Source organism: Sphingomonas oligophenolica (assembly GCF_039522915.1).
GTDB lineage: Bacteria > Pseudomonadota > Alphaproteobacteria > Sphingomonadales > Sphingomonadaceae > Sphingomonas > Sphingomonas oligophenolica.
The window spans coordinates 1-25,705 of the sequence record NZ_BAAAEH010000024.1 but is presented as its reverse complement, the minus strand read 5'-3'; the positions used below and the strand labels follow the sequence as shown (position 1 = coordinate 25,705).

Below are 25,705 nucleotides of genomic sequence, written 5' to 3'. Positions count from 1 at the left end.
ATGGTAGCGGTAACGCAACCTTTCGCCCACCTCTCCCGAGCGGATGAGGGAAGGAAGGACGAAGACGATGGGCTATGAAGGCCAGGATTTTGCGGAGATCGCGGGTGGCGTGAGCCCCGCCTTTATCGAGACGCTGTACGCGCGGTACAAAGTGTCCCCTGACAGTGTCGAGCCTTCATGGCGCTCGTGGTTCGAAGGACTCGAGGGCTCAGCCCAGGGCCCGAGCTGGGAACAGGCCAATTGGCCCGTTTCGACCACCGACGATCTGACGGCAGCGCTCGATCCGACCCAGATGGAGCCGGCGCCCAAGCCCGTAAAGGGCGGCGCGCGGGCCGCCGCCGCTCCAGTCGCCGCGGCGCCGAGGCAGGAAGATATCGTCCGCGCCGCTGCCGATTCGATCCGCGCGATGCTGCTGATCCGCACCTATCGCGTGCGCGGCCACCTCGCCGCCAATCTCGATCCGCTCGGTCTGTCCAAGCGCGAGATGCCCGCTGATCTCACGACTGAATATCATGGTTTTTCCGACGCGGACCTCGATCGGCCGATCTATCTCGGCGGCACGCTCGGCCTGCAATGGGCGACTGTCCGCGAGATCGTCGACATCCTGCGCGCCAATTATTGCGGCAATGTCGGCCTCGAATATATGCACATCGCCGATGTCGAGGAGCGCCGCTTCCTCCAGGAGCGGATGGAGGGCAAGGACAAGGCGATCGAATTCTCGGCCATGGGCAAGAAGGCGATCCTCAACAAGGTGATCGAAGCCGAGCAGTGGGAGAAATTCTGCGGCCGGAAATATGTCGGCACCAAGCGTTTCGGGCTCGACGGCGGCGAGGCCATGATCCCGGCGCTTGAGAGCGTCATTAAATATGGCGGCCAGTTCGGCGTGCGCGAGATCGTGTACGGCATGGCGCACCGCGGCCGATTGAACGTGCTGTCCAACGTGATGGCCAAGCCCTTCCGGGTGATCTTCCACGAATTCGGCGGCGGCTCGGACAATCCCGATGACGTGGCCGGCTCGGGCGACGTCAAATATCATCTCGGTACCTCGACTGACCGCGAGTTTGACGGGATCAGCGTCCATATGTCGCTGGTCGCCAACCCCTCGCATCTCGAGGCGGAGGATCCGGTCGTGCTCGGCAAGACCCGAGCGATCCAGACGATCAACAATGATCTCGGCGAGCACAAGGCGGCGTTGCCGGTGCTGATCCATGGCGACGCTGCGTTCGCCGGGCAGGGGATCGTCTGGGAATGTCTCGGCTTCTCGGGCATTCGTGGCTATAATACCGGCGGCTGCATCCACTTCGTCATCAACAATCAGATCGGCTTCACGACTTCCCCTCAATTCGCGCGCTCCTCGCCTTACCCGTCGGATGTGGCGAAGGGCGTCCAGGCGCCGATCTTCCACGTCAATGGCGATGATCCCGAGGCAGTCACCTTCGCCTGCAAGATGGCGATCGAGTTCCGCCAGCGCTTCCACCGCGACATCGTCATCGACATGTGGTGCTATCGGCGCTTCGGCCATAACGAAGGCGACGAGCCGAGCTTCACCCAGCCGCTGATGTACGAGCGCATCCGCCAGCATCCCCCGGTCAGCGAGATCTACGGCAAGCGCCTGATCGCGCAGGGCGTGATCGACCAGGCCTGGATCGATGACAATATCAGGCAATTCACCACCCTGCTCGAAGGTGAGTTCGAGGCGGGCGCTGCGTACAAGCCCAACAAGGCCGACTGGTTCGCCGGACGCTGGTCGGGCCTGCACGCACCGGCCGATGCGGAGAGCGCGCGGCGGAATGTCGAAACCGCGATCGAGCCGAAGCTGTTCGATTCGCTTGGCCGCACGCTCACCACGATCCCCGACAGCCTGACCATCCACAAGACGCTCGGCCGTGTGATCGATGCGAAGCGCGAGATGTTCAAATCGGGTGCCGGGTTCGACTGGGCGACCGGCGAGGCGCTTGCCTTTGGCTCGCTTCTCTCTGAAGGCTATGGCGTGCGCCTGTCGGGCCAGGATTCGGGGCGCGGCACCTTCAGCCAGCGCCATGCCGTCTGGGTCGACCAGAAGGACGAGCATAAATATCTGCCGCTCGCCCAGATCGAGCATGGCCGAATCGAAGTGCTCGATAGCCCCTTGAGTGAATATGGCGTGCTCGGCTTCGAATATGGCTATGCGCTCGCCGACCCGAAGACTTTGGTGATCTGGGAGGCGCAGTTCGGCGATTTCATGAACGGCGCGCAGATCATGATCGATCAGTTCATTGCGTCGGGCGAGGCAAAATGGCTGCGCGCCAACGGCCTGGTGCTGCTGCTGCCGCACGGCTATGAAGGGCAGGGGCCTGAGCACAGCTCGGCGCGCGTGGAGCGCTTCCTGCAGCTGTGCGCGCAGGACAATATGCAGGTCGCGAACTGCACCACCCCGGCCAATTATTTCCATCTGCTGCGCCGCCAGATGCATCGGTCGTTCCGCAAGCCCCTGATCATCTTCACGCCCAAGTCGCTGCTGCGTCACAAGCTCGCCGTCTCGAAGGCGGCCGACTTCCAGGGCGAGAGCCATTTCATGCGGCTCCTGTCCGATCCGTCGGCGCCGGCTGACCAGGACGTGAAGCGGCTCGTGCTGTGCACCGGCAAGGTAGCCTATGACCTGATCGAGGCACGCGACGCGGCGGGCGACAGGAACACGGCGATCGTCCGCGTCGAGCAGCTTTATCCCTTCCCGAGCGAGCCGCTGACGGTGCGCCTGAAGAATATGGCGAATCTCGAGGAAGTGGTCTGGGCGCAGGAAGAGCCGAAGAACAACGGCGCCTGGTCCTTCGTCGAGCCGTTCATCGAGGAATGCATGGTCGAGTCAGGCATCAAGCCGCAGCGCGCCCGCTATGCGGGCCGCGCCGCCTCGGCATCGCCGGCCACCGGCCTGATGAAGCGCCACCAGATGGAACAGGCAGCGCTCGTCGCCGATGCGCTCGGTCATAATGTCCGTGAAGAGATCCGGCGGACTCGGAAGAGCTGAACGTGACCCAACCGCTTCCCCGGTGAAGCCAGGGACCGGCTGGGATGGCAGATGCAATGACGCGCGGCGCTCGACAATGAGCGCTGCGTAACTGGACCCCGGGCTCCACCGGGGAAGGGAAGAAGAGATGGCAATCGAAGTCACTGTGCCCGTGCTGGGCGAATCCATCACTGAAGCCACGCTTGGCGAATGGCTGAAACAGCCCGGCGACCCGGTGAAGGCCGACGAGCCGATCGCCAGCCTCGAGACCGACAAGGTCTCGGTCGAGGTGCCGAGCCCGGTCGACGGCGTGATGGGTGAGCAGGCCGTGAAGGTCGGCGACACGGTCCAGGTCGGCGCGATGATCGCGACGATCGAGGCTGCCGGCAGCGGCGCGCCCGTCGCCCCGCCCGCGCCGCCGCCTGCCCCGGCCGGAGCCGGCCAGCAGGCGCCCGGCACCGGCGACGGCCCGGCCGCGCTTTCCCCGTCAGTGCGCCGCGCCGTCCTCGAGCACGGCGTCGATCCGGCCACCGTCAAGGGCACCGGGAAAGACGGCCGCATCACCAAGGATGACGTGATCGCTGCCGCCGCGACCCCTGCCGCCGCCCCGGCCCCGGCGCCGTCGCCTGAACCGCAGCTCGCGCCCTCGGTCGCCGCCGCATCGGGCCGCAAGGAAGAGCGTGTCCGCATGACGCGCCTCCGCCAGACGATCGCGAAGCGCCTCAAGGAAGCGCAGAACACGGCGGCGATGCTGACCACCTTCAACGACGTCGACATGACGGCGGTGATGGAGGCGCGGGCGAAGTACAAGGATCTGTTCGAGAAGAAGCACGGCGTCCGGCTGGGCTTCATGGGCTTCTTCGCCAAGGCCGCCTGCCTCGCGCTCAAGGACGTGCCGAGCGTCAACGCCTCGATCGAGGGCGACGAGATCGTCTATCATGATTATGCCGATATCTCGGTCGCTGTCTCGGCGCCCCAGGGCCTGGTGGTGCCGGTCGTGCGCGATGCGGACCAGATGAGTGTCGCCGAGATCGAGCGCACGATCGGCGATTTCGGCAGGCGCGCCAAGGACGGCACGCTCAAGATGGAAGAGATGAAGGGCGGCACCTTCACCATCTCCAATGGCGGCGTGTTCGGTTCGCTGATGTCGACCCCGATCATCAATCCGCCCCAGTCGGCGGTGCTCGGTCTCCACCGTATCGACGACCGTCCCGTCGTCCGCGACGGCCAGATCGTGATCCGCCCGATGATGTACCTCGCGCTCAGCTATGATCACCGTCTGGTCGATGGCCGTGAAGCGGTGACCTTCCTCGTCGCGCTGAAGAACGCGATCGAGGATCCGACGCGGATTTTGATCGACCTCTGAGACTTCCTATATCCCCCGGCAAAGGCCGGGGCCCGTAGCGGGCCGGCCGTAACTGGACCCCGGCCCTTTGCCGGGGAACGGAGACTGTAATGGCTGACTATGATTTCGACGTCCTGATCATCGGCTCCGGGCCCGGCGGCTATGTCGCTGCGATCCGCGCTGCGCAGCTCGGCCTGAAGACCGGCTGCGTCGAGAGCCGCGACACGCTGGGCGGCACCTGCCTCAATGTCGGCTGCATCCCCTCGAAGGCGATGCTGCACGCATCCGACCTGTATGACGAGGCAGTCTCCGGCCGGCTCGCCAAGCTCGGCGTGAAGGTCGAGACCAGCCTCGATCTCGATACCATGCACGGCCAGCGCAAGGACGCGGTCAAGCAGCTGACCGGCGGCATCGAGTTCCTGTTCAGGAAGAACAAGGTCGAGTGGCTGAAGGGCTATGCCAGCTTCACCGGCAAGGACAGCGTCAAAGTCGGCGACCGCGAGGTCCGTGCGAAGAACATCGTCATCGCCACCGGCTCGTCGGTCATGCCGCTACCCGGCGTGACCATCGACCAGAAGGTCGTTGTGGATTCGACCGGTGCGCTCGAACTCCCGTCGGTGCCGAAGCAGATGGTCGTGATCGGCGGCGGCGTGATCGGGCTCGAGCTCGGCTCGGTCTGGCGCCGGCTCGGCGCGAAGGTCACGGTCGTCGAATTCCTCGACCAGATCCTGCCCGGCTTCGATGGCGAGGTCCGCAAGGAAGCCAACAAGATCATGAAGAAGCAGGGGCTTGAATTCCGCCTCTCGACCAAGGTCACCGGCGTTGCGGTCAACGGCGATACGGCGACGCTTACCCTGGAGCCGGCCGCGGGCGGTGAAGCCACTACGCTCGAGGCTGACGCAGTGCTCGTGTCGATCGGCCGGCGCCCCAACACTGAAGGCCTGGGCCTCGACAAGGCTGGCCTCGCCACCAACCAGCGCGGCCAGATCGAGACCGATCATCGCTTCAAGACTGCGGTCGACGGCATCTGGGCGATCGGCGACGTCATCCCCGGCCCGATGCTTGCGCACAAGGCCGAGGACGAAGGCATTGCGGTCGCCGAGAACATCGCGGGCCTGACCGGCATCGTGAATCACGCCGTGATCCCGAGCGTCGTCTATACCAACCCCGAGATCGCCGGCGTCGGCCTGACCGAGGAAGCGGCGAAGGAGCGCGGCGAGGTCAAGGTCGGCAAATTTCCGATGGCCGCCAATTCGCGCGCCAAGACCAACCATGAACCCGACGGCTTCGTGAAGGTGATCGCTGACGCCAAGTCCGATCGCGTGCTGGGCGTCTGGATCATTGCCTCGGTCGGCGGGACGATGATCGCCCAGGCGGCGCAGGCGATGGAGTTCGGCGCGACTTCGGAGGACATCGCCTATACCTGCCACGCCCATCCGACTCATTCGGAAGCGATCAAGGAAGCGGCGATGGCGGTGCTGGGCAAACCGATCCACATCTGACCTGTCTCGCCCGAACGGTCTCGGCTCAGCCGGCCAGCACTGCCCGACCGGTTGTGTCGCCGGCGTCGATGGAACGCCGCGCGGCAGCGACCGCCCTGGCGATTGTCGTCCTGAACCGCACCTCGGGCGACCGTACGCCTTGCAGCAGGAGCAGGCGTCGCACAGCCGGTCGCGCGCCCGAGACGAAGACGGTGGCGCCGTGCCGCCGGGCATCGCGTGCAAAGCCCGCGATCGTGGCGGCTGCGGTCGAATCGAGAATCGGCACCCCGGAAAAGTCGATCACATAGGCTTTGGGGTGCTCGCCAATCCGGTCGAGCGCCGCCGCGACCGCACCCGCCGCGCCGAAGAAGAAGGCGCCGGTGATGCGGTAGACCAGGATATCGGGGTCAGTCGCGAGCGCGACATCATAGGGGCCGCGATCCCCCGCCTCATCGGCGCGATCCTCCTCGCTGATCAGCGCCGGGCGCTCGATCTCGACTGATTGGGCCATGCGGTGCAGGAACAGCAGCGCGCCGATCCCGAAGCCGACCAAGATGCCCTCGGTGAGATCGCGGAACACGACGAGCAGGAAGGTCGCGAGCAATACCACCGCGTCGCCGCGCGACGCGCGCAGCAGGATCGCGAACTCGTGCTTCTCGGCCATGTTCCACGCGACGACCACCAGCACCGCCGCAAGGGAGGCAAGCGGAATCAGGCTCGCCAGCGGTGCCGCGATCAGCATGAAGCCGAGCAGGATCAGCGAATGAAGCATCCCCGATATCGGCCCGCGCGCGCCGGCGCGGACATTGGTCGCTGTCCGGGCGATGGTGCCGGTCACGCAGATGCCGCCGAACAGGGAGGATGCGATATTGGCCGCGCCTTGCGCGACCAGCTCGCAATTCGAGCGATGGCGCCGCCCGGTCATGCTATCGGCCACGACCGCCGACAACAGGCTTTCGATCGCGCCCAGCAGTGCGAAGGACAGGGCCGCCGGCAGCACCTCCTCAATTCTGGCAAGTGACAGGTCGGGCAGATGCGGCATCGGCAGCGAGCGCGGGATTCCGCCGAACTTGGTCCCGATCGTCTCGACCGGAAGGGCCAGCAGCCAGACGGCAAGCGCGCCGAGCGCAACCGCGATCAGGAAGCCCGGCCAGTGCGGGCGCAGCCGGCGCAGCACCAGGATCGCCGCCACCGACATGCCGGCGATCGCCGCCGCGGTGACGCTCAGGCTCGGCAGCGCGCCGCCGAGCACAAGGAGCTTGGGCAGGAACGGGCCGGGCTCGGCGCCGGTCAGCGTCAGCCCGAGCAGGTCCTTGAGCTGGCTCGCGAAGATGATGACGGCGATTCCCGAGGTGAAGCCGACCGTCACCGGATAGGGAATATATTTGATGAAGGTGCCGAGCCTGAGGAATCCCACCACCAGCAGGATCAGGCCCGAGAGCATCGTTGCGAGGATCAGCCCGTCGATGCCATATTTGGCGACCGTTGCCGCGACCAGCACGATGAACGCGCCGGCCGGCCCGCCGATCTGGAACCGGCTCCCGCCCAGCGCCGAGACGAAGAATCCGCCCACGATCGCCGTGTAGAGGCCGCGGTCAGGCGTAACGCCGGAGGCGATCGCGATCGCGATCGCCATCGACAGCGGCAGGGCGACAATCGCCACGGTCAGCCCGGCAACCGCATCCGCCTTCAGGTCGGTCAGGCTGTAATGCTCGCGTAACACGGTGACGAGCTTGGGTGTATAGAGGGCGAGGAAATCCCACCGGCTGGTGCGCTCAGCGATCGCCATGAGCTGACTCCTGTATCGAACCATCGGCGTTCATCAGACTGGTGTCAGCGCCGTTCCGCGTCGCACCCGCCTGTTTGAGCCGAACGCCGCGGCCGCCGTCACGGCTCGCCGCTCCCTCGCCGATCAGTTCGACCCCGGCCCGGTCGAACGCCTCGACCACCTTGACGAGCGTATCGATGACGCCGCGCACATTACCGTCGCTGGCCTCCATCCGCTGGATGGTAGGAAGCGAGACACCCGAAAGCTCGGCGAGCTGTCGTTGGTCGATTCCCGAAAGAGCGCGTGCGGCGCGCATCTGGGCGGCAGTGATCATCCTGTTTCAAACCTGATGAATGATGTTTCAAACATCACTTATCATGTTAATTCCGCGGACGCTATCGTCTAATCGCGCAAACCTGATCGTCCGCCGATTCCTCGTCGATGGAGCGATGGGTCGAATGCCCGGATGAAATCTGAAGTGCGCAAGCGCGCGTCGATGATCGTCGCGGCGCGTTCGGTCAGCCCGTGCTCGGCCCCCATGGCCCGGGCTTGCGCGGGCCACCGCCAATGGTGGCTACGGCAATTGCTATCACGCCCGCGGCGCCCGCAGCGAGCCACAGTGCGCCCGCCCCGAAAGCGCCGTGGCAACGTCCGCCGGTGACGGCGCCGAGCAGGAAAGCGAGCCATAGCAGCAGATGGCGCAGCCAGGCCCAGCGATCACTATCCCCCATCAGGGTGCCGGCCAGTGTCTGCCCCATCCGAACCAGCGTCCAGCTCATATAGGTGACGCCGATGCCGACCCCACACTCGGCGCCCATCGCCACGGCGAGCAGCAACAACGCCTGGCTCCCGGGATATAGCCGTGCGAGCATTGCCGCAGCGGCGAGCAACAATGTCACGGCGATCATCACTGCCGCCTGCGGGTGCTGCGGCCAACGGCGCGATATGACAGTGGCGACCATCGCGCCGGCGACGAAGCTCAGGATCAGCGCACCCGCCATCCGCACTTCGTCATAGTGCGCCGCGGCGACGGCGACGCCGAGCCGCGTCGTGTTGCCGCTCATGAACGAGGCGAAGAAGCCGCCCAGACTCGAATAGGCAAGGGCATCAACGAACCCGGCGAGCGCGGCGAGGCAGACGGCAAGGGCGATCATCGGCGGCTGATAGCGTTGCATCGCGCCCATATGTCCCAGCCGCCATCGACCTAGCAAGGCCGCTTTGCGCGCGCGGCGGTCGCGCGATAGACCGGCATGATGCACGCTTCGCTCCTCTGGCAATTCGGCTCGATCCTGCCCTGGCTCGATCTGTTCGGCATCGCGGTGTTCGCGACCACCGGCGCGCTTGCCGCGACCCGCCGCGCCCAGACCTTCGTGACGGCAGCCTTTTTCGCGCTGATCACCGGGGTTGGTGGCGGATCAGTGCGCGATCTGCTGATCGGGGCGCCGGTCTTCTGGGTGCATGATCCGTTTGTGGCAGCGGTCTGCCTCGCGGTCGCGGTGCTGGTGTGGATGACGCCCCAGGCATGGTGGCGGGGTGCGGCGCTCGACTGGCTCGATGCAGCGGGCCTCGCCGCCTATGCGGTGTTCGGCGCGGCCAAGGCGCTTGCGTTCGGCGTGCCGCCGGTGCCCGCCGCGCTGATGGGCGTCATCACCGCCTGTGTCGGCGGCATCATCCGCGACGTGCTGGCCGGCGAGCCCTCGATCCTGATGCGGCCGGAGCTTTACGTCACCGCCGCCGCGCTGGCCGCTGGATGCCATGTCGCGCTGGTATCGGCGGGAATCCCTGCCTTTGCCGCCGCAGCGATCGCCGCGACGGCCGGCTTCGGCCTGCGCGCGGTCGCGATCCACTGGAAGCTGGCGCTGCCAAGCTATCGCGGGCGGCGCTGAGGCGGCGCGGGTCTGCCTATCGCTGCTCGATCCGTGCCGCGCTGAACCGCACCCTGGCGCGCGGGCTGATCTGCTGGGCCGCCTTCAGCACGGTGCTGCCGGTCAAGCCCGTGGTCGGCTCGAGCACCAGCGAGGCGTCGCCGGTCGCGCCCAAAGCGGCCAGCGCGTCGGTCGCATCGAACGTCCGGGTCGACATGTCGGCCATCTCGCCCTTCATGCCTTCCATGTCGTCGTGGCGCGGCGCTGTGTCGTTGAAGAAGTTGATCACCCCGACCAGCTGGCGCTTGCCGCCCGGGCCCTGGACATAGACATTGTAGAGCACGCCGGGCGGCTCGTCATAGGCCAGGCCGTCAATCACCAGCATCGAGCGCAAGGCGCCGCCCTTCCGCGGGGGCGCCGCCAGCAATGATTTGCGCGTGGCGGCCGCGAGCTTCAGCGGCACCACCGTCGTCCCGCGCTGCAGGATGGTCGGGCCGATCAATGGATAGACATGATAGGGGGTCTCCAGCAGGATATGGATCGGCGGCAGCTTGATCACCAGCGGACAGCCGCCGCCGGCCGCATAATGATATCCCAGCTGCGCTGTCGTCAGCATGTTGCCGACCATCGGCGATACCAGATTGCCGGCGCCGTCGATGAAGCTGAAATGCGCCGCGAGCTGCGCCGGGTTGTTCGGCAACCGCGCCGACGGATTGATCCGCAGCCAGCATTCATAGAGCCGGTCGATATTGGCGTGATGGCTGTAGAAGATCGGGTCGTTCCCGGCCGAGGGCACATAGCCCATATAGCCGCTCGGGCAGCTCGCCACCCCGGTCGCGCAGTGCACCGCGCCGTGCGGGGTCTGCTCGATCGCGCTGTTGAACGGGCTGTAGGTCGAGGCCGGCATCGCCCCGGCAGTCGACGTCACTGACGACGACAGCGCCGCAGTGCCGGCGTTGAGCTGCGCCTGGCGGTTGGCGACGTACAGCGGGTTGGGCTTGGTCACCCCGCCATCGACATAGGTCGGGCTGCGATAGGCCGGCGGGATATGGCCGTCAGTCTCATAATCCCAGAAAGGCAGGCGGAGATTGGGGTCGCCCGCCGCCTGCCGAAGCACCTGCTCGAAATAGAAGAGATACATGCGGTGCCAGGTAAGGAACTGGATCGTGCCGTGCTGGCAGGTGCACCAGGTCGCGATCTGGTCGGGCGTCGCCTTGGATTGCAGCGAGAGCCCGCTCATCCCCGGATAGTTCAGACCGGAAGCTGACGAGCAGCCGGTGCCGATATAGGCGTGCATGTTCGCCCAATAGCGCAGGCTGCGCTTGAAGTCGGCGCTGCCCTGCGGCGCCGAGTTCCAGGCGATCATCTGCGCGATGCCGCGGCGCAGGCTGGCGAGCTGGGTCGCGTTGAGGGCGGTGATCGACTGGCGGGTGGTGTTCAGCGGCGGTGGTGGCGGCAGCCCGCCGACCGTCGTGCCCAGCGCATCGGCGGCGACCGTCTGCAGCTGCGCGGTCGCAAAGGCCCACATCCATCGGTCGAGCTGCGGGTCGCTGGCCGATGCGAGGAACGGGGAGCGCGCGGCCGACGTGGTGGCGCTCGTCCCGGCATAAGCGGCTGGCATTGCCAGCGTGGCAGCCCCGAAAAAGGCGATTGAGTACAGTGTTTTCATGGCGGATACCCCTCGAACGAGTACAATGTCCCGAACGCACAAATAGCGCTTCAGTCGGTAGTCCTGTCGACGCTCCGACTCGCGGCGGTTAACTTCGCCGTCTCCGCCATGATAATAGGGGCTAGTACTGCGCTGGTCTTGGAGAGATGAAGCCGGTCTGGTGGGAAAGGCGGCGCAGACTGTCGCTGAATTGCAAATACGGCGAAGAAATGCGCCGTGCTCGCCGCGGCGGCCCGGCTCCCGTTACTTCACGCTATAGGCCACCAGTGCCGGGCTTCCGTTCAGCGTGGTCGTTACCAGTAGCAGACCGTCGCGCGATATGGCGATATTCCCAGGAGTCGTCGCTGACCAGACAACCGGGTGCGCCGGATCGGTTGCCGAGATCGCATAGAGCTTCAGGCCGGTGCTCAGTAAAATCAGCGTATCGGTCGCGACGATATTGCCGGTGATATAGGTATAGTCGTCCTGGGGACGCATCCATGACCACAGGATCGATCCATCGGCCTCGCTCACAGCATCAAGCTGCGACAGAGTCGCTGAATAAATCGTTCCTTTAGCGATTGCCGGTGCAGTCACATAGCTGTTGGTTCCAAGCTGGGTAGCCGCTCCGCCCGAAGTGAACTTCACAAGCGGCTTGTAATAACCCGTCCCGCTTTGCAGGATGACGTTGCCATTCGTGCCCAGCATCGGTCCGCCGAGATAAGTGTAGCCGCCCCAACTGAAATAAGGATCAGCAAAAGAATTGACTCGCGTCCCGGTCAGGCGGTCGAAAACGTCGAGGGACGAACCCGAATAGTAATAGACATGCTGGGCGTCGACGGCGGGGGTTTCTCCACCATAAATCCAAGGGCCCTGCCCTGCCGAATCCCAGCGCGTCTCGCCGCTCGCAAGTGCGTATGCCGTGACCTCGTTGCCGAAATATCCGGCCGCCAGGTGCAGAGCGTCGCCATAGGGGGTCGGGGCGGTGAACGGCGACCATTGCGAGGCGAACGTCATGTTCGACAACGCCACATTGCCCGTCGCGGCGTCGAGGGCAACAATTGGATTGGTGACGGACGACATCACCATATAGGGAACGAAGACCTTGTTGTCTGCGATCGCCGGGGCGCTCACATAAGCGGTCGTGCCGATCGGATACACCCATTGCGGTGCGCCCAGCATCGAGAGCGAGACGATGCTGTTGGAGGAATAGTCTCCCCGCACAATGAAGATCGAGCTTCCTTTGGTCGCCACCGCCGACATGCCGCCCGTGCCGGCAGGCTGCCACACCCAGCGCTTCTTGAACGTGCCTGTGTAGCTGGCATGGACATAGCCGCTATGCCCGGCATCGCGCTGATAGGTTACCCAGTCCTTCAGCGCGACGTTGATCGTATAGGTGAAAACCTGTTCGGTGCCCGGCCATGGATGGGCGCAGGGGCTGTCGCGGCACATGCGGAAAGTGACCGTGCCGGTGGTCACGCCCCCCGGCAGGGTAGCAACCGACTTGAACGCAGCGCGATAGACGTTCGGAGCCGACATGACGATCGGCCCGTCCTGGCTCAGCTTCGCAGGGTCGAATTGGACATCTGGGAAGAGTGGCTTGTCATATGCCGGCGTCGATGCCCTGAACTTGATCGCCGTATCGGTGGCGCCTTCGGTGACGTCGACTGTCTGCGCGGCCGGATACAGCGTCGGCCTTGTCTGCGCGAGGGAGGGCACCGCCCACAGCGCCGCCAGGGCACCGATGGTCGATTTCATTGCGCGCATGAATTATCCCCCCCCCCCCCGGGTCGACGCGTGGTCAACGCGCCCATCTCGCCGCCTGCTGCGACTCGCAAGTCACTGAAATGCACGATTACCTTTCCCGCCGCAATCCGGCCGCCGCTTGCGTTTGGCGATTTCATTCCCATCTCGCCACCCTGCGGCTCAGGCCTTGCCCAATCCGAACAAATCTGGAACAAACGCCGATATGCTGACCCACATATCCGTCCGCGGCGCGCGCGAACATAATCTCAAGGATGTCTCGATCGACATCCCGCGCGACACGCTCACGGTCATCACCGGCCTGTCGGGCTCGGGCAAGTCGAGCCTCGCCTTCGATACCATCTATGCCGAAGGGCAGCGCCGCTATGTCGAGTCGCTCTCGGCCTATGCGCGCCAGTTCCTCGAGCTGATGCAGAAGCCCGATGTCGATCATATCGAGGGCCTCTCGCCCGCCATCTCGATCGAGCAGAAGACGACCAGCCGCAACCCGCGCTCGACCGTCGCCACCGTCACCGAGATCTATGATTATATGCGCCTGTTATGGGCGCGGGTCGGCATCCCCTATTCGCCCGAGACCGGCCTGCCGATCGCGGCGCAGACCGTCAGCCAGATGGTCGACCGGGTGATGGCGCTGCCCGAGGGCACGCGGCTCTATCTGCTCGCGCCGGTCGTGCGCGGCCGCAAGGGCGAGTATCGCAAGGAGATGCTCGAATGGCAGAAGGCCGGCTTCACCCGGGTGCGCATCGACGGCGAGCTCCACGAGATCGATGAGGCGCCGGCGCTCGACAAGAAGTTCAAGCATGACATCGAAGTAGTGGTCGACCGGCTCGTGGTCGGGCCGGACATGGCGACCCGGCTGGCGGACAGTTTCGAGACGGCGCTGAAGCTGGCCGAGGGGCTGGCCTATGTGGATCTGGTGGATACGACCGTGGCTCAGCTAAGCCCCTCCCCTGAAGGGGAGGGGCTTAAGAAGAACGCCGTCCGCGAAGCCCCGCAAACCTTCGTCGCCGAAGGCAAGATGAAGAACACCGGCATCCCCGCCAACCGGATCGTCTTTTCGGAAAAATTCGCCTGCCCGGTCTCCGGCTTCACCATCGCCGAGATCGAGCCGCGCCTGTTCAGCTTCAACGCCCCGCAAGGCGCCTGCCCGGCCTGCGACGGCCTCGGCGAGAAGATGCTGTTCGATGAGGAACTCGTCGTCCCCAACCACGCGCTCAGCATCAAGAAGGGCGCGGTCGTGCCCTGGGCCAAGTCCAACCCGCCCAGCCCCTATTACATGCAGGTGCTCGGCAGCTTGGCTCGCGAATTCGGCTTCAGCCTCGATACGCCCTGGGAGGATCTCCCCGGCGAGGTGAAGCTGATCATCCTCCACGGCACCGCCGGCAAGCCGGTCACGCTCACCTTCGTCGACGGCCGCAAGTCGTACGACGTGAAGAAGCCCTTCGAAGGCGTGATCGGCAACCTCAACCGCCGCCTGCTCCAGACCGAGAGCGCCTGGATGCGCGAGGAGCTGTCGAAATATCAGAGCAGCGCCGCCTGCGAGGTATGCCACGGCGCGCGGCTCAAGCCCGAGGCGCTGGCGGTCAAGATCGGCATGCGCGACATCTCCTCGGTCACCCGCCTCTCGGTGGTGGATGCGCTCGCCTGGTTCACGGACGTTCCGCACGTCCTCACCGGCCAGCAGCGCGAGATCGCCGAGCGCATCCTCAAGGAAATCCTCGAACGGCTCGGCTTCCTCAACAATGTCGGGCTCGATTATCTCAACCTCGATCGCACCAGCGGCACGCTGAGCGGCGGCGAGAGCCAGCGAATCCGCCTTGCCAGCCAGATCGGCTCAGGGCTCTCGGGCGTGCTCTACGTCCTCGACGAGCCGAGCATCGGCCTCCACCAGCGCGACAACGACATGCTGCTCAAGACGCTCAGGCGGCTGCGCGATCTCGGCAACACCGTGCTGGTGGTCGAGCATGACGAGGATGCGATCCGCACCGCCGATTACATCATCGACATGGGCCCCGGCGCCGGCGTCCATGGCGGCGCGGTGGTCGCGCAGGGCACGCTCGACCAGATCCTCGCCTCCAAGGGCAGCATCACCGCTGACTATCTCAACGGCACCCGCGAGGTCCCACTCCCGGACCAGCGCCGCAAGGGCAATGGCAAGAAGCTGACGGTGCACAACGCCACCGCCAACAATTTGCGCGGCGTCACCGCGAGCATCCCGCTCGGCACCTTCACCTGCGTCACCGGCGTGTCGGGCTCGGGCAAGTCGAGCTTCACCATCGACACGCTCTATGCCGCCGCCGCGCGCTCCTTGAACGGCGCCCGCGTCCTCGCCGGCAAGCATGAGAAGGTCACCGGCCTCCAATATCTCGACAAGGTGATCGACATCGATCAGTCGCCGATCGGCCGCACCCCGCGCTCGAACCCGGCGACCTATACCGGCGCCTTCACCCAGATCCGCGACTGGTTCGCCGGCCTCCCCGAAAGCCAGGCGCGCGGCTACAAACCGGGCCGGTTCAGCTTCAACGTCAAGGGCGGCCGCTGCGAGGCGTGCCAGGGCGACGGCCTGCTCAAGATCGAGATGCACTTCCTGCCCGATGTCTATGTCACCTGTGACGTCTGCCACGGCGCCCGCTACAATCGCGAGACGCTGGAGGTGAAGTTCAAGGGCAAGAGCATCGCCGATGTGCTCGACATGAACGTCGAGGATGCAGTCGAATTCTTCAAGGCAGTCCCGCCGATCCGCGACAAGATGGCGATGCTGGCCGAGGTCGGCCTCGGGTACGTCAAGGTTGGCCAGCAGGCGACGACGCTCTCAGGCGGCGAGGCGCAGCGCGTGAAGCTAGCCAAGGAACTCTCGCGCCGCGCGACCGGCCAGACCCTCTACATCCTCGACGAGCCGACCACCGGCCTGCATTTCGAGGATGTGCGCAAACTGCTCGAAGTGCTCCATGCGCTGGTCGATCAGGGGAATACGGTGGTGGTGATCGAGCACAACCTCGATGTCATCAAGACGGCCGACTGGGTGCTCGACCTCGGCCCCGAGGGCGGCGTGAAGGGCGGCGAGATCGTGGCGGAAGGCACGCCGGAACAGGTGGCCAAGGCGAAGGGCTCATTTACCGGTCATTATCTCAAGCCGCTGCTGGAACGCGGGCGGGAGAGCGTGGCGGCGGAGTAGGTTGTGATGGGGTAATGCATCCTCGCCGAGCCGCTGCGCGAATGATGTTGCTAATATGTTCTCTATAGCGCACTCTGTTGTGCCACGGCGTGATACTGTGCGGGAGGAGAGATAAAACGCTGACGCTGGCTTTTGTGCTGACGTCTGCCTGCTCGCAAAAGACTGAGCGGGCTCCCGCCAGGCCGCACATTTCGGGCCATGCGGCGGTTACGGTGCCGACATCCGCTCCCGCATCGGCGGGGCTATCCGTGGATGGCTGGCTCGTGAGAAGCGTGATGACGCCGTCGCCGCGCCCAGGCCGCTGGGAGCATGCTGGCGCATATCTGGTTCGCTCCCGTGAACCCAAGCTCTGGATAGTGCCGACAAGCAACCTGCCGACTATTCCCTATAGCCCGACGAGCAAGAGCGTCGCGCACGATGGCGGCAGTCCGGAGCTGTGCGAGCGCATCGTTAGCCTGACCGAGCCCCGCACGTCGGCTGGCCGATGGGCGCGCGCCCGAGGCTGGCGGGTGGCATTCGAGGCGCCACTCGGACCGTTGACCGCCACTGTCCTGGTTCGGCGCTATATCTACACGTTCCAGGGGTGCTGGTCGTTCGATGGCCGGATTGTTCTGTTCGACAGGGACAAGCCCGTCGCTACCGTTATAACGGCGCCCACCGAGCTCATTCAGATCGGCCTGGTCGAGCCAACCGAGCGCGCTGCCTTGCGGGTGGAAACCATCTCGAACGATGTGCCCTTCGGTGATCTCGTGTTCAGCCATGGTCGGATCGAAGCTGAACCGCTCCCGCCACAGGATATGGTTTGTGACGGCAGGGCGGCCGTTCCCAATGTTTTCGGCGTGCCCATCATTGAGGCAAGCAGAGTGCTGCGTGGCGCCGGCTGGAGGCCGGTGCCGCCGCCGACATCGAAACTGGCCGAAAACCTCGGCGTAGCTGCACGGTACGACAAAGGGCTGTCCGAGGTTACCGAATGCACCCCAATGGCCGTCTGCGGTTTCCAGTATCGCTCCCGCGGAATCGTGACGGAGTTGTCGGTGATCGCCGATGGCGGGAGCGAGTTCGTGTATCGCCATGACGAAAACTGCTCCGGGCGTGCGCGTCGTCGTCAGTGATGCCATGCGTGCGGCGCGGTGATGGCAATCGGCTGGTCGCGATCGCCGTTTTCAGTGCTCACCGGGGCGGCAAAACCATTGTGCCGGAGCAATCCGGCTCATAGTCGGTGATGATTCCGCCCGATGTTTGCACTTCCATCCACGCCCTGCCCGATTGATAGCGAAATCCGCAGAACCCTGTGGGGCTGCACCCGGTAACCTCGGTTATCCCCTTTCGATAAAAATCACTTCCTTCGAGATCCGCGAAAAAATCATCGCCGTCTGGGTCCTTGGCGATTTCGGGAGGGGCCGCCCGCACCGGTTGCCATCCGGCCTTGCGCAATATGCTGCGCGCGCGATTGATCGATTGGCCGTATATATTGGGCACTGCCTTCCGCCCCCCGCAGAACCTGTCCACCGGCGGCAGTGGCTTTATCTCGATGTTCCGCGCTTTCAGCACCACGTCGCCGAATGGCACTTCCCGTATGTTTTGGAGCCGCAGGCGATCGTCGGGGCCGCCGAAATAATCGGCCTGATAGCCATTGACGCTGCTCGTCACGATTGTCGCGATCGGCCGATCTCCGTCAAAAACGCTAATCCTCCCGTCGATCTGGCTGCAGGTCTGGGCCTCATAATAGTAGCTCCGCAGGACATTGACGAAAGTGAGCGGTCCAAGCCGCGCTTCCGCCGCGACACGCCAGCCTCGCGATCTCGCCCAGATGCCGGCTGGCGTTACCGGCGGCGGAACATACCGGCCGCAGAAATCATACTGATCTCTCCTGAAGGCAACCACCGGAAGGTCGGTGGACGGTTCGATCGACGCGGTGCGTACCAGCGTTCGCACATCATATTTGCCGGCATGAAACCATGTTCCGACATGCAATGCCGGCTTGAACGCAAACACCGGCCGGTCATCCGTTTCCCGCGCCACTGTCGATGTTGGCGCAATCTTTGCCGGATGACGCGACCTCCCGCCAGCCGCCGAGTGCTTCTCTTCCTGTTTCGCTGAACATGCAGCCAGCAGACAAAGGGCCGCCAACACTCCTGATCGGCCCTCCATCGCCTCGCCCCGCGCTAATCCTGCCCAAGCAGAATTGATCCCCTTTTGTTCCAAAGAAGTCAATTGGCTTTTCCAGCAGTCGATCAAACCGGAGCCCGAGCGTGCACGAAGGACCGGGGGACCGTCGCTAAGGTCACGCCCGAACAGGTGGCCAAGGCGAAGGGAGCTTCATGGGGTATTGTTTCGAGCCGCTGCTCGGCGCGGGCGGGAGAGCATGGCGGCGGAGCAACGGCTTCGTCCGCTACCGGCATCCTCTCAATACCACATCTGTTTCGCTACATTATCCACACTGATAAAGCGAGGATTTCGATAAATACCGGATAGTATTACTTGGTTTGGCATTCTTCGTAATGCTGCACCACCTCCTCTCCTTGTGTATAAAGCATGACTTTTATTTCGCCACGCTTATAGTGAAACTCGCAAAATCCCCTCGGATCGCAATTTTTTTCCTCTTTGAATCCTCTATTATACATATTATAGTCGTCGCTGTTCTCGAACTCTAGGGAGCCATCGGGATTCTTCGTCACGACCGGCGGCGGTTGCGGATCGGCCTTCCATCCCGATCTGCCTAGTATCGAACGCGCCTGGGCAATCGGCTTTCCGAACACATTGGGCAATGTCGCCGCGCCATCACAAATGCTGTCGGATCGCGGCAGGGGCCGCACCTCGATGTCCCGCCCCTCGACAAACAGATCGCCAAAGGGTTTGAACCACATATTCGTGAGTCTCAAGGCGCCGTTCGCCCTCACCCCGAGCCCGTCGACCTGGCCTTCGTCGTCGGCATCGCCCACATGGACGCTGGCAATCGGCTTGCCATGGTCGAACAGGATAATTCTGCCATCGACCTGGCCGCAGAACTGCGCCTGATAATCATATCGGCGCAGAACACTCACAACAGTCAGCGGTCCGAACGTCCCCTGGTCATCCACGCGCCAGCCGCGCGATCTCGCCCATCTCCCTTCGGGCGTCTCCCGTATTGGCCCCTCAGAGCCGCAAAAGTCGCTTTCGTATTTCTTGTAGGCAACCACCGGCAAATCGAGGCTCGGCGCGATGGAGACATTGGGCACGAGCGACCGAACACGATAGCTGCCGGCCTGATACCATATCCCCGTCTTCAGGATCGGCGCGGGAGCCCCCTTGTCCTCATCGGCGGACATCACTGTCCGCGACGGTTTGGCGCGAGGTCGGGCATGGTCGCCGCCTTCCTTGCCCGAGCAGGATGACGCCAGGCAAAGGACCGCGAGAAAAACTGATCGCCTCTTCATCGCGCCACCCGTTCATCATGCCGCACCCGCAAATACAATGATCCCCTTTTGTTCCGATTAGGTCAACACCTATTGTGTCTTGGGGATCGGGAATCCCTTTATCCCGAAAGCGTCCCATCTGGTGGGCGGGATGAAAGCCCATGGAAGCGTCTTGTCGGTCTTCCAGGCCTGCTCGGCCTAGCTGAATTCCGCCCGCCTTAATGCAAGATGCCTTGCGAACTCGGCGGGCAGATCACGGAAAGGCTGGCTTGGGCTCTTCGGCCCTCCCTGTAACCTATTCTTGTCCTGATAACCGTAACGGCTATGGTCCTCGTCCATGCTGACATGGATCGAGGCGAACACGCCTGACGCCAGAGTAAGGGCCCTGCTCAAATCGCCGTTCATCAAGGCGTCGATAGCGCGGCTCTGATATAGTTGCGTGATAGCGATCAGATCCTGCGTGACCGGGGAAAAGTCATTCCGGGACCACAGCTTCTGGCCGAAGTTTTGCCAAGGGCCAGGCTCGATCTGATAGCGCCCGCTCGCGGACCTGCCACCGTGAAAGGTGTCGAGATCTGGGAGTTTGGGTGGATTTTTGCCATGGGACAAATAATAGCCCAGCTTGTCCGCACCCTCATTGTGCGCGATCACGTCGAGAAGGGCCTTCACCTCGGGCAGAGTGTAGAGATAGGCGACATAGTCCCTTATCTTTTTACGCTCCGCAGGCGATCTTTTCTCATTGATCTGCAGGCCGTCGGGATAGGGAATATCCGGCTTGGCGAGCGGTTCGATTTCTGGAAGCCACGCGCGCATTTGCGGCGTTGTCCGATAGTCATTGCCGAAAGAATATTTCTGGCCGCCAAAGCCGCCGAAGCGTTTCAAAAGGTCGTCGCCGAACGGTGCGGGGCTCTGCGTCTTCACGATGGTCTTCGCCGCCGCGATCGCCTGTTTGGCCCGTGCGATGGCGTCATCCATCGCGGCCTTCGCACCGTCGTCTTTCGCAGCCTTGGCGTCGGCGGCTTGGGTGGCCTTCGCGCTGGCGGGTGAAGGCGTGGCGGGCGTCGGATCGGCGATTGCTACGCTGGCATTTTCGGTCGTGCTGGCGCTATCCGGCGGTGTCGATGCATCCGATACTCCGGGCGCAGCCATATCGGGCGCGGCATCTCGCGCGGAGTCGTCCGCCGAATAGTCAGGGGTCGGCCCGCCCGACCCGCCATTGCCCGGTTGGCTCGACAGCCCGCCATCGACGACATTCGGGCCGGCCTCCGGATCGATCACCTCGCCGCCATTGGTCTCCGATGGACCCCTCGCGATCAATCCGCCGTCTCCCCCACCATTCGCCGGCGCCCGAAGCGCAGCCGAGCCCCCCATCGCCCACCATGTCGCTGCCTGCGCAGCGCTGTAGCCGCGCGGGGCGATTCCTTCCGCCACCAGCGCATGGCCGAGATATTCCTCCACTTCGGGATAGGTCGCGGCGCGCTTGCCCTCGGTCAGCACGTCGAGGTCCCTCTGCATCCGCGAGAGCAGGCGCATCGCGATATAGCCGCCCTTGGGGTGAAGCGCGGCCATGTCGTCGGGCACGCGCAGGCTTCCCTGCTTCGTGGCGGGCGGGGCAGGCGGCGGCGGACCGGCCGGCGATGTCTGTCCGATCGAGAGGGGCGGCGCGCCCGCACCCGGAGCGGCACTCGGGTTCGTCGCCGGCGCCTCGGCTGGAGAGGCGGGCGGTTGCGCCGTGCTGTCGACGGCGTCGGACGGGTCGGTGAAGGGGTCGATGGGCATTTCGGGCCTCGCTGGTCTCGGGCAGGCTGGAGACCGCTCCAGCGCCGCCGAAAAGGGGCTAGCCATGTTCGACCTAGGGTTGAATCAGCCTTGGCCGAAGCTGGATTGTGCCGGCGCGCTGGCGTCGCATCGGTCGCCGGGCTGCGTGCCGGACGGTGGCGCAGGTCCATCGCATTTGGCGCGACTCTCTCTGGCCAGGCGTTCCTTCTCGAGTTATGATCCCTTTTTGTTCTCGCGCGGTCGATGCGATTCGGCTCCGGTGAGACCGAAGGATTGAGGGCAGGGGAGAGGGGCATGGCACGGCAACACCATTTCTCGGGATCGCGCCGGTCAGCGTGGACCGTGGTCGCGCTCTCGGCCGGCATCGTCCTCTGCGCGCTGATCGCGGCGCCGCTCGATGCTGAATACCACCCATCGACCAGAGCGATCATGAAGATGTCGCGCGAAGAGGCGAACCGGCAGGCCCAGGACGATCTGCTCTCGATCCTGGAGCCGACCGGAAAGATCAGCGCCGAGATGTGGCGCGAACTCCATGATGTCACCCTGAACACGCGGTCGTTCGGCACCGATTTCGACGGCGTCTGCCGCCGCGACACCCTCACCCTGCGCTACACGGGGGCGGTGCCCGGTGCACCGAGCAGGGACAAGCCGGTTCGCCCGTACAGCATCGAGGCGCGACCCGTTTTTCATATCGTCCACCTTCCCAAGGTCGAGAAAGATATGGGGCAGCCGGACGCCTCGCACATCTGGCAACCTGCCTGTGTCGATGTCGACAAGGCCTGGCTGAAACGGGCCCGTGCCGATGGTCGGGAACTCGGGGAATGGGATCGGGCCACCTGGGCTGACGCGAAGGATGCATTTCAGGTCGTGCAGGCGGGCTTCTTGCTGGAAAAGGCGCTTGCGGCCGTCAAGGCAGGCACACTGAAGCTCCAGTCATGCCCCCATTTTCTCCCCGCGCTCTACCACTCTTGCGAAGAGGAGGTTGCTGGTGTCGGCAGCGCCTCGGATATCGGGGTCGTCGAGTCCTGCCCGGCGCAGCCGGGCGTGATTTGCTATTCGATCGATTTTCCAGGGCCTGGAACCATCCTGAAAATCGTCTCCCGCGGCGATGCGGCCAGCGTGGTGTCCGGCGATATTCTCTCGATTGACGTGGACGATTACCTGATGGTGGACGGACGGAAATTTCCGGGGCCGTAGCGTAAAGGGCACAAGGCACGCGCAATTACGGTGCCACGTGCAATAACCCCCAAACTCAGCGCCCGATTGACATAACCACCAACCTCGGTTCCAATCCCGCCATGCCACTCGACCTGGACCGGATCGACGAAGCCACGCTCGCGCTGCTCTATCTGGGCCTGCACGACGAGCGCCGTGCCTGGAAGGGGTTCGATTGGGACGCGACCGATCGCCTTCACGCAAGGGGTCTGCTGGCCGATCCGCGTAACAAGAACAAATCGGTGGTCCTCACCGATGAGGGGCTGGCTGCCGCTAAGGCCGCCTGTGCCAGGCTATTCGGTGAGGAAAGCGACGCCTGACTACCGCGCAGGTGCGACCCACTCGGTGATCGCAAACCATTCTACCTGCTCCGCTTCGTGATCGCCACGCGCCCCGACTTGGCCCGCGCGAGGATCGCCGCCAGCACGGAATCGAACAATTGCTGCGGAATATACCCGTAAAAGGGCGTCGCGGCGGGCCCTCGCCCGACCAGGCGGACATCTGGCCCGGGCCATAGAAAACGGTTGAGCTCGGTCACCATGATCCAGCAGCGCTCGGCATCGAGGCCGAGATGCGCCTTCACCCTGGTCGGCACCTCGAACCCGTCGGCGGGGTGGCGCGGCTGCTGAGTCGTGATCGGCACCACGAGCAATTCAGTGCCATCGTCCACGATCTTTCGCGAGATGACGACAACCACCGGGCGATCCTTGCGCCCATCCTCCTCGCCCCGCTCGGCCTCACGTGCCCAGAGATAGGCGTAGGACAGGACGTCAGTCGGTTCCGGTATCGTCCATGAGGTGGTTGAGCGCGATCGACTTGGCTGGGGCGCTGACGGTTTGGAGGGCTTCGAGGGTTTCGTCATCCAGGTCTTCCGTCCTGATCGCCTGACGGTCCCGTCGCTTGAGCCGCTCATATTCCTTGAGCGAAATCATTACGACGCGAGTCGTCCCGTGCCGCTGGATTCCGACCGGACGCAGCATCGCCTCGTCGGTATAGAAACCGAACCGGCCGGCCACATCCTTCGCTGAAACGGCGAACAGGGGTTCTGCCATGATGACCCTCCTTGGTCGATAGCCATTTTGGCTATAATGGCGATTATAAGGATAAGCAATATTTTCGAAAATTCGGGAAAAAATGAGGGCATAAGGGCGGGTCGCCAGCCCGCCGGTCGACGGCGTGATCAGAAAGCGCCCGTCAGCCCGTTTTGACTGCTGCGTTGGCTTCCTGCTTCAGGGCGTGCGCTTCGATAAGGGCGGCGCGCAGCGCAGCGGAGATCCCGAGCCCGAAGCGGCAGCTACCGGTCTTGCTGAAGCTGGGAGAGCGTGCCGCGAACCCAGGCGACGAACGCCTTGTTGGCCTCGCGCACCGTCCGTGCCGAGGCTTTGTAGTCGGCGATATTCTCGCCCAGCCTGATGGCGGGCCAGGCAGCCTGATGCAGCGCGGCGGCCGAGCGCATCCGGGAGAATTTGTTGCGATATTCCTGGTTGAGGCCCGGGTCGGCCGCGCGGAAGATCGGCTCGGCAACCTCGCCGACCTTGGCGATCTGGGCGGAGAGGTCGCGGCGCAGCTTGATCAGCTCGTGCTTGCGCGCATCGTCGGTGCGATCGGCGATGCCGGCCAGCGCGGCCTGCACTGCCTCAAGCGTATTCAGCTCGCGGGCGAGGGTTGCAAGGTCGGTCATCGCGTGCCGTGGCCCGTTGTTGAAAGGCGTCTGGCAGGCGATCGCAGCGTTGCCGATAGCGGGCCGGTCGGCCGCAGCCCCGCCGGATTCAAGCGCGTGGCCAGTCCTTCGAAGCCGGTAAATGCGAATTCCCCACCCATGGGGCGCAACCTAGATGACATCCGCCCGCACCCCCTATCCGTTTCCCGACTCGGCTATAGGTTTTCCTGAATTCCGGTGTCGCCGGCAGGCGCTTTTCATTGGCCCCGGAAGGCGCTGTTTCAGCCGCATGGTGCGGATGCGCGCGGGTTGCAGCGGGCGGCCCGTCATTCGGATCAGCCATCCTTGTCGCATGTCGGATGATGCCATCGCGAGGCAGGCGGGCCGGCCCGATCCGGCCGGGCCGGCGCGTGCTTCAGCCAGCACTGCTCGCCTGCGTGGCGGGGTTGCGCGACATCGCCTGCGCCACGCGGTCGAGCGCCGCCGTCATCGCCTGCCCCAGCTGCGGCGCGATACCGGGCTGTTCGGCGATCGCCCGCGCCATTGCCTGGCTCCATTGCCGCCCCGCTTCGGGGTCGATCCGCATCCGCCCGTGGAGCGACATGATGCACGTCCCGCGATGTTCCTCATGCCAGTCACGCGGACCGCCCGCCCAGGCCGCGAGAAATCCCGCCAGCGAGACGCGCATCGGCGCCAGGTCGGCCGCGTGCATCGCACGCAGCGCGGCATAGGCCGGGTCCTCATCCATCAGATCGTAGAAACGGTTGACGATCGCCCCGATCACCGGGGCGCCGCCGAGCAGGTCATAGGGGGTTTGTTGGCCGGTCGTCATGGGCCGGCTTATGGAGGGAAGCGCGGCGGTCACAATTGACCGGGGTCAAAAGTCCGGGATTGCAGTGGCGGCGCCTTCAATCCCCGCACCGCTGCACCCGATAGAGTGCAACACGGTAGGGATCGGCCGGTCGATTCAACCCCGGCGCGGATCGTGGGACGGCGCGGGCGGATGGGGCGCTGCACCGGTTCCCGTCCTGCTCTTTGACATGTCCATATTTATCGAACGGTGGCGCGCCGCTGTTCTTTCCAACGCCCGCTGTTAATCCCGCTGTTCGGGCGCCGCCTCGCCGCTGTTCCGCCGCTGTTTTCCCGCTGTTATTCGATAACAGCGGGATCATCCATAAGCATCTGATAATACGCGCGAAATTCTCCCAGAAAATCCAACATAACAGCGGGAAAAAATAATTTTTCGAAGAACAGCGGAAAACAGATGGGGTGGACGCCCCCCGACGGTATCGATGTACCAAGGAGGTGTTGTTGAGCACCTGATAGGAGGCGTCCGTGAGCGAGGTTAGCACGATCGGTTTGGATATCGCAAAGCAGGTTTTTCACGCGCATGGTGCGGATGCGAGCGGTCGGCAGCTGTTCAGCCGCCGGATCGTGCGGCGGAAGGTATTGGAGTTCTTCGCCGATCAGCCGCCGTGCCTGGTGGCGCTGGAGGCATGCGGCGGGTCGCATCACTGGGCGCGCGAACTGATGCGGCTTGGGCATGAAGTGCGCCTGATACCGGCATCCTATGTGAAGCCGTTCGTGAAGCGGCACAAGAACGACGCGGCCGATGCCGAGGCGATCT

21 protein-coding genes are annotated in these 25,705 nt (G+C 64.3%); 9 read left to right on the top strand and 12 right to left on the bottom strand.

What is annotated here, in order from left to right; translation table 11 throughout:
- Positions 1-67 precede the first annotated feature (67 nt).
- The 3 genes from ABD050_RS13030 to lpdA all read left to right on the top strand — a co-directional run bounded on the left by ABD050_RS13030 (position 68) and on the right by lpdA (position 5,830).
- The gene (locus ABD050_RS13030) at positions 68-3,004 is read left to right on the top strand and encodes a 2-oxoglutarate dehydrogenase E1 component (protein WP_343889804.1); all 2,937 of its coding nucleotides are present in this window, start codon (positions 68-70) and stop codon (positions 3,002-3,004) included.
- A gap of 127 nt (positions 3,005-3,131) precedes the next feature.
- Entirely contained in the window at positions 3,132-4,349 is a 1,218-nt protein-coding gene (gene odhB / locus ABD050_RS13025; RefSeq protein ID WP_343889802.1) for a 2-oxoglutarate dehydrogenase complex dihydrolipoyllysine-residue succinyltransferase, read from the top strand.
- Positions 4,350-4,438: 89 nt separating this feature from the next.
- Positions 4,439-5,830 carry a dihydrolipoyl dehydrogenase gene (lpdA, locus tag ABD050_RS13020; protein ID WP_343889801.1) on the top strand — a complete coding sequence of 464 codons (1,392 nt, stop codon included), beginning with the start codon at positions 4,439-4,441 and terminating at the stop codon, positions 5,828-5,830.
- Between the two features lie 25 nt (positions 5,831-5,855).
- Here the strand turns inward: lpdA and ABD050_RS13015 are convergent, their stop codons facing one another.
- The 3 genes from ABD050_RS13015 to ABD050_RS13005 form a co-directional block, all read right to left on the bottom strand.
- A complete protein-coding gene (locus tag ABD050_RS13015; RefSeq protein ID WP_343889800.1) occupies positions 5,856-7,598 on the bottom strand; it encodes a SulP family inorganic anion transporter in 1,743 nt (580 codons plus the stop codon).
- Positions 7,585-7,911 (bottom strand): helix-turn-helix domain-containing protein, encoded by a 327-nt coding sequence (locus ABD050_RS13010; protein WP_343889799.1) that lies wholly within the window; start codon positions 7,909-7,911, stop codon positions 7,585-7,587. The genes ABD050_RS13015 and ABD050_RS13010 overlap by 14 nt, the downstream gene beginning before the upstream one ends.
- Before the next feature lie 184 nt (positions 7,912-8,095).
- Positions 8,096-8,752 (bottom strand): YoaK family protein, encoded by a 657-nt coding sequence (locus tag ABD050_RS13005; protein ID WP_343889798.1) that lies wholly within the window; start codon positions 8,750-8,752, stop codon positions 8,096-8,098.
- Positions 8,753-8,830: 78 nt separating this feature from the next.
- Here ABD050_RS13005 and ABD050_RS13000 point away from each other — a divergent pair, with 78 nt between their 5' ends.
- Positions 8,831-9,463 carry a trimeric intracellular cation channel family protein gene (locus ABD050_RS13000; protein ID WP_343889797.1) on the top strand — a complete coding sequence of 211 codons (633 nt, stop codon included), beginning with the start codon at positions 8,831-8,833 and terminating at the stop codon, positions 9,461-9,463.
- Positions 9,464-9,479: 16 nt separating this feature from the next.
- Here ABD050_RS13000 and ABD050_RS12995 read toward each other — a convergent pair whose 3' ends face one another.
- On the bottom strand, positions 9,480-11,111 hold the full coding sequence (locus tag ABD050_RS12995; protein WP_343889796.1) for a tyrosinase family protein: 1,632 nt from the start codon (positions 11,109-11,111) through the stop codon (positions 9,480-9,482).
- A 243-nt stretch (positions 11,112-11,354) separates the two neighbouring features.
- Positions 11,355-12,857, bottom strand: a complete 1,503-nt coding sequence (locus ABD050_RS12990) for a PQQ-binding-like beta-propeller repeat protein (protein ID WP_343889795.1) — start codon at positions 12,855-12,857, stop codon at positions 11,355-11,357.
- A gap of 202 nt (positions 12,858-13,059) precedes the next feature.
- On the opposite strand from ABD050_RS12990, the gene uvrA reads away from it, so the two are divergent.
- On the top strand, positions 13,060-16,029 hold the full coding sequence (gene uvrA / locus ABD050_RS12985) for an excinuclease ABC subunit UvrA (RefSeq protein WP_343889794.1): 2,970 nt from the start codon (positions 13,060-13,062) through the stop codon (positions 16,027-16,029).
- A 248-nt stretch (positions 16,030-16,277) separates the two neighbouring features.
- Positions 16,278-17,141: a hypothetical protein gene (locus ABD050_RS12980; protein WP_343889793.1), complete on the top strand. Its 864-nt coding sequence runs from the start codon at positions 16,278-16,280 to the stop codon at positions 17,139-17,141.
- A gap of 58 nt (positions 17,142-17,199) precedes the next feature.
- Here the strand turns inward: ABD050_RS12980 and ABD050_RS12975 are convergent, their stop codons facing one another.
- The 3 genes from ABD050_RS12975 to ABD050_RS12965 all read right to left on the bottom strand — a co-directional run bounded on the left by ABD050_RS12975 (position 17,200) and on the right by ABD050_RS12965 (position 21,203).
- Positions 17,200-18,267: a hypothetical protein gene (locus ABD050_RS12975; RefSeq protein ID WP_343889792.1), complete on the bottom strand. Its 1,068-nt coding sequence runs from the start codon at positions 18,265-18,267 to the stop codon at positions 17,200-17,202.
- Positions 18,268-18,506: 239 nt separating this feature from the next.
- Positions 18,507-19,337 (bottom strand): hypothetical protein, encoded by an 831-nt coding sequence (locus ABD050_RS12970; protein WP_343889791.1) that lies wholly within the window; start codon positions 19,335-19,337, stop codon positions 18,507-18,509.
- A gap of 285 nt (positions 19,338-19,622) precedes the next feature.
- Entirely contained in the window at positions 19,623-21,203 is a 1,581-nt protein-coding gene (locus ABD050_RS12965) for a lysozyme family protein (RefSeq protein ID WP_343889790.1), read from the bottom strand.
- A gap of 342 nt (positions 21,204-21,545) precedes the next feature.
- Here ABD050_RS12965 and ABD050_RS12960 point away from each other — a divergent pair, with 342 nt between their 5' ends.
- Both ABD050_RS12960 and ABD050_RS12955 read left to right on the top strand, forming a co-directional pair.
- On the top strand, positions 21,546-22,400 hold the full coding sequence (locus ABD050_RS12960) for a hypothetical protein (protein WP_343889789.1): 855 nt from the start codon (positions 21,546-21,548) through the stop codon (positions 22,398-22,400).
- Between the two features lie 101 nt (positions 22,401-22,501).
- Positions 22,502-22,738, top strand: coding sequence for a DUF6429 family protein (locus ABD050_RS12955; protein ID WP_343889788.1), 237 nt, complete (start codon positions 22,502-22,504; stop codon positions 22,736-22,738).
- Between the two features lie 41 nt (positions 22,739-22,779).
- Here ABD050_RS12955 and ABD050_RS12950 read toward each other — a convergent pair whose 3' ends face one another.
- The 4 genes from ABD050_RS12950 to ABD050_RS12935 form a co-directional block, all read right to left on the bottom strand.
- Complete coding sequence (locus ABD050_RS12950) at positions 22,780-23,115, bottom strand: hypothetical protein (protein WP_343889787.1); 336 nt, start codon at positions 23,113-23,115, stop codon at positions 22,780-22,782.
- Positions 23,116-23,188: 73 nt separating this feature from the next.
- Positions 23,189-23,470 carry a type II toxin-antitoxin system Phd/YefM family antitoxin gene (locus ABD050_RS12945; protein ID WP_343889786.1) on the bottom strand — a complete coding sequence of 94 codons (282 nt, stop codon included), beginning with the start codon at positions 23,468-23,470 and terminating at the stop codon, positions 23,189-23,191.
- 242 nt (positions 23,471-23,712) lie between these two features.
- Positions 23,713-24,099 carry a hypothetical protein gene (locus ABD050_RS12940; RefSeq protein WP_343889785.1) on the bottom strand — a complete coding sequence of 129 codons (387 nt, stop codon included), beginning with the start codon at positions 24,097-24,099 and terminating at the stop codon, positions 23,713-23,715.
- 394 nt (positions 24,100-24,493) lie between these two features.
- The gene (locus tag ABD050_RS12935; protein ID WP_343889784.1) at positions 24,494-24,910 is read right to left on the bottom strand and encodes a group II truncated hemoglobin; all 417 of its coding nucleotides are present in this window, start codon (positions 24,908-24,910) and stop codon (positions 24,494-24,496) included.
- A 503-nt stretch (positions 24,911-25,413) separates the two neighbouring features.
- On the opposite strand from ABD050_RS12935, the gene ABD050_RS12930 reads away from it, so the two are divergent.
- On the top strand, positions 25,414-25,705 hold a 292-nt coding region (locus ABD050_RS12930; protein ID WP_343889783.1), incomplete at its 3' end, for an IS110 family transposase.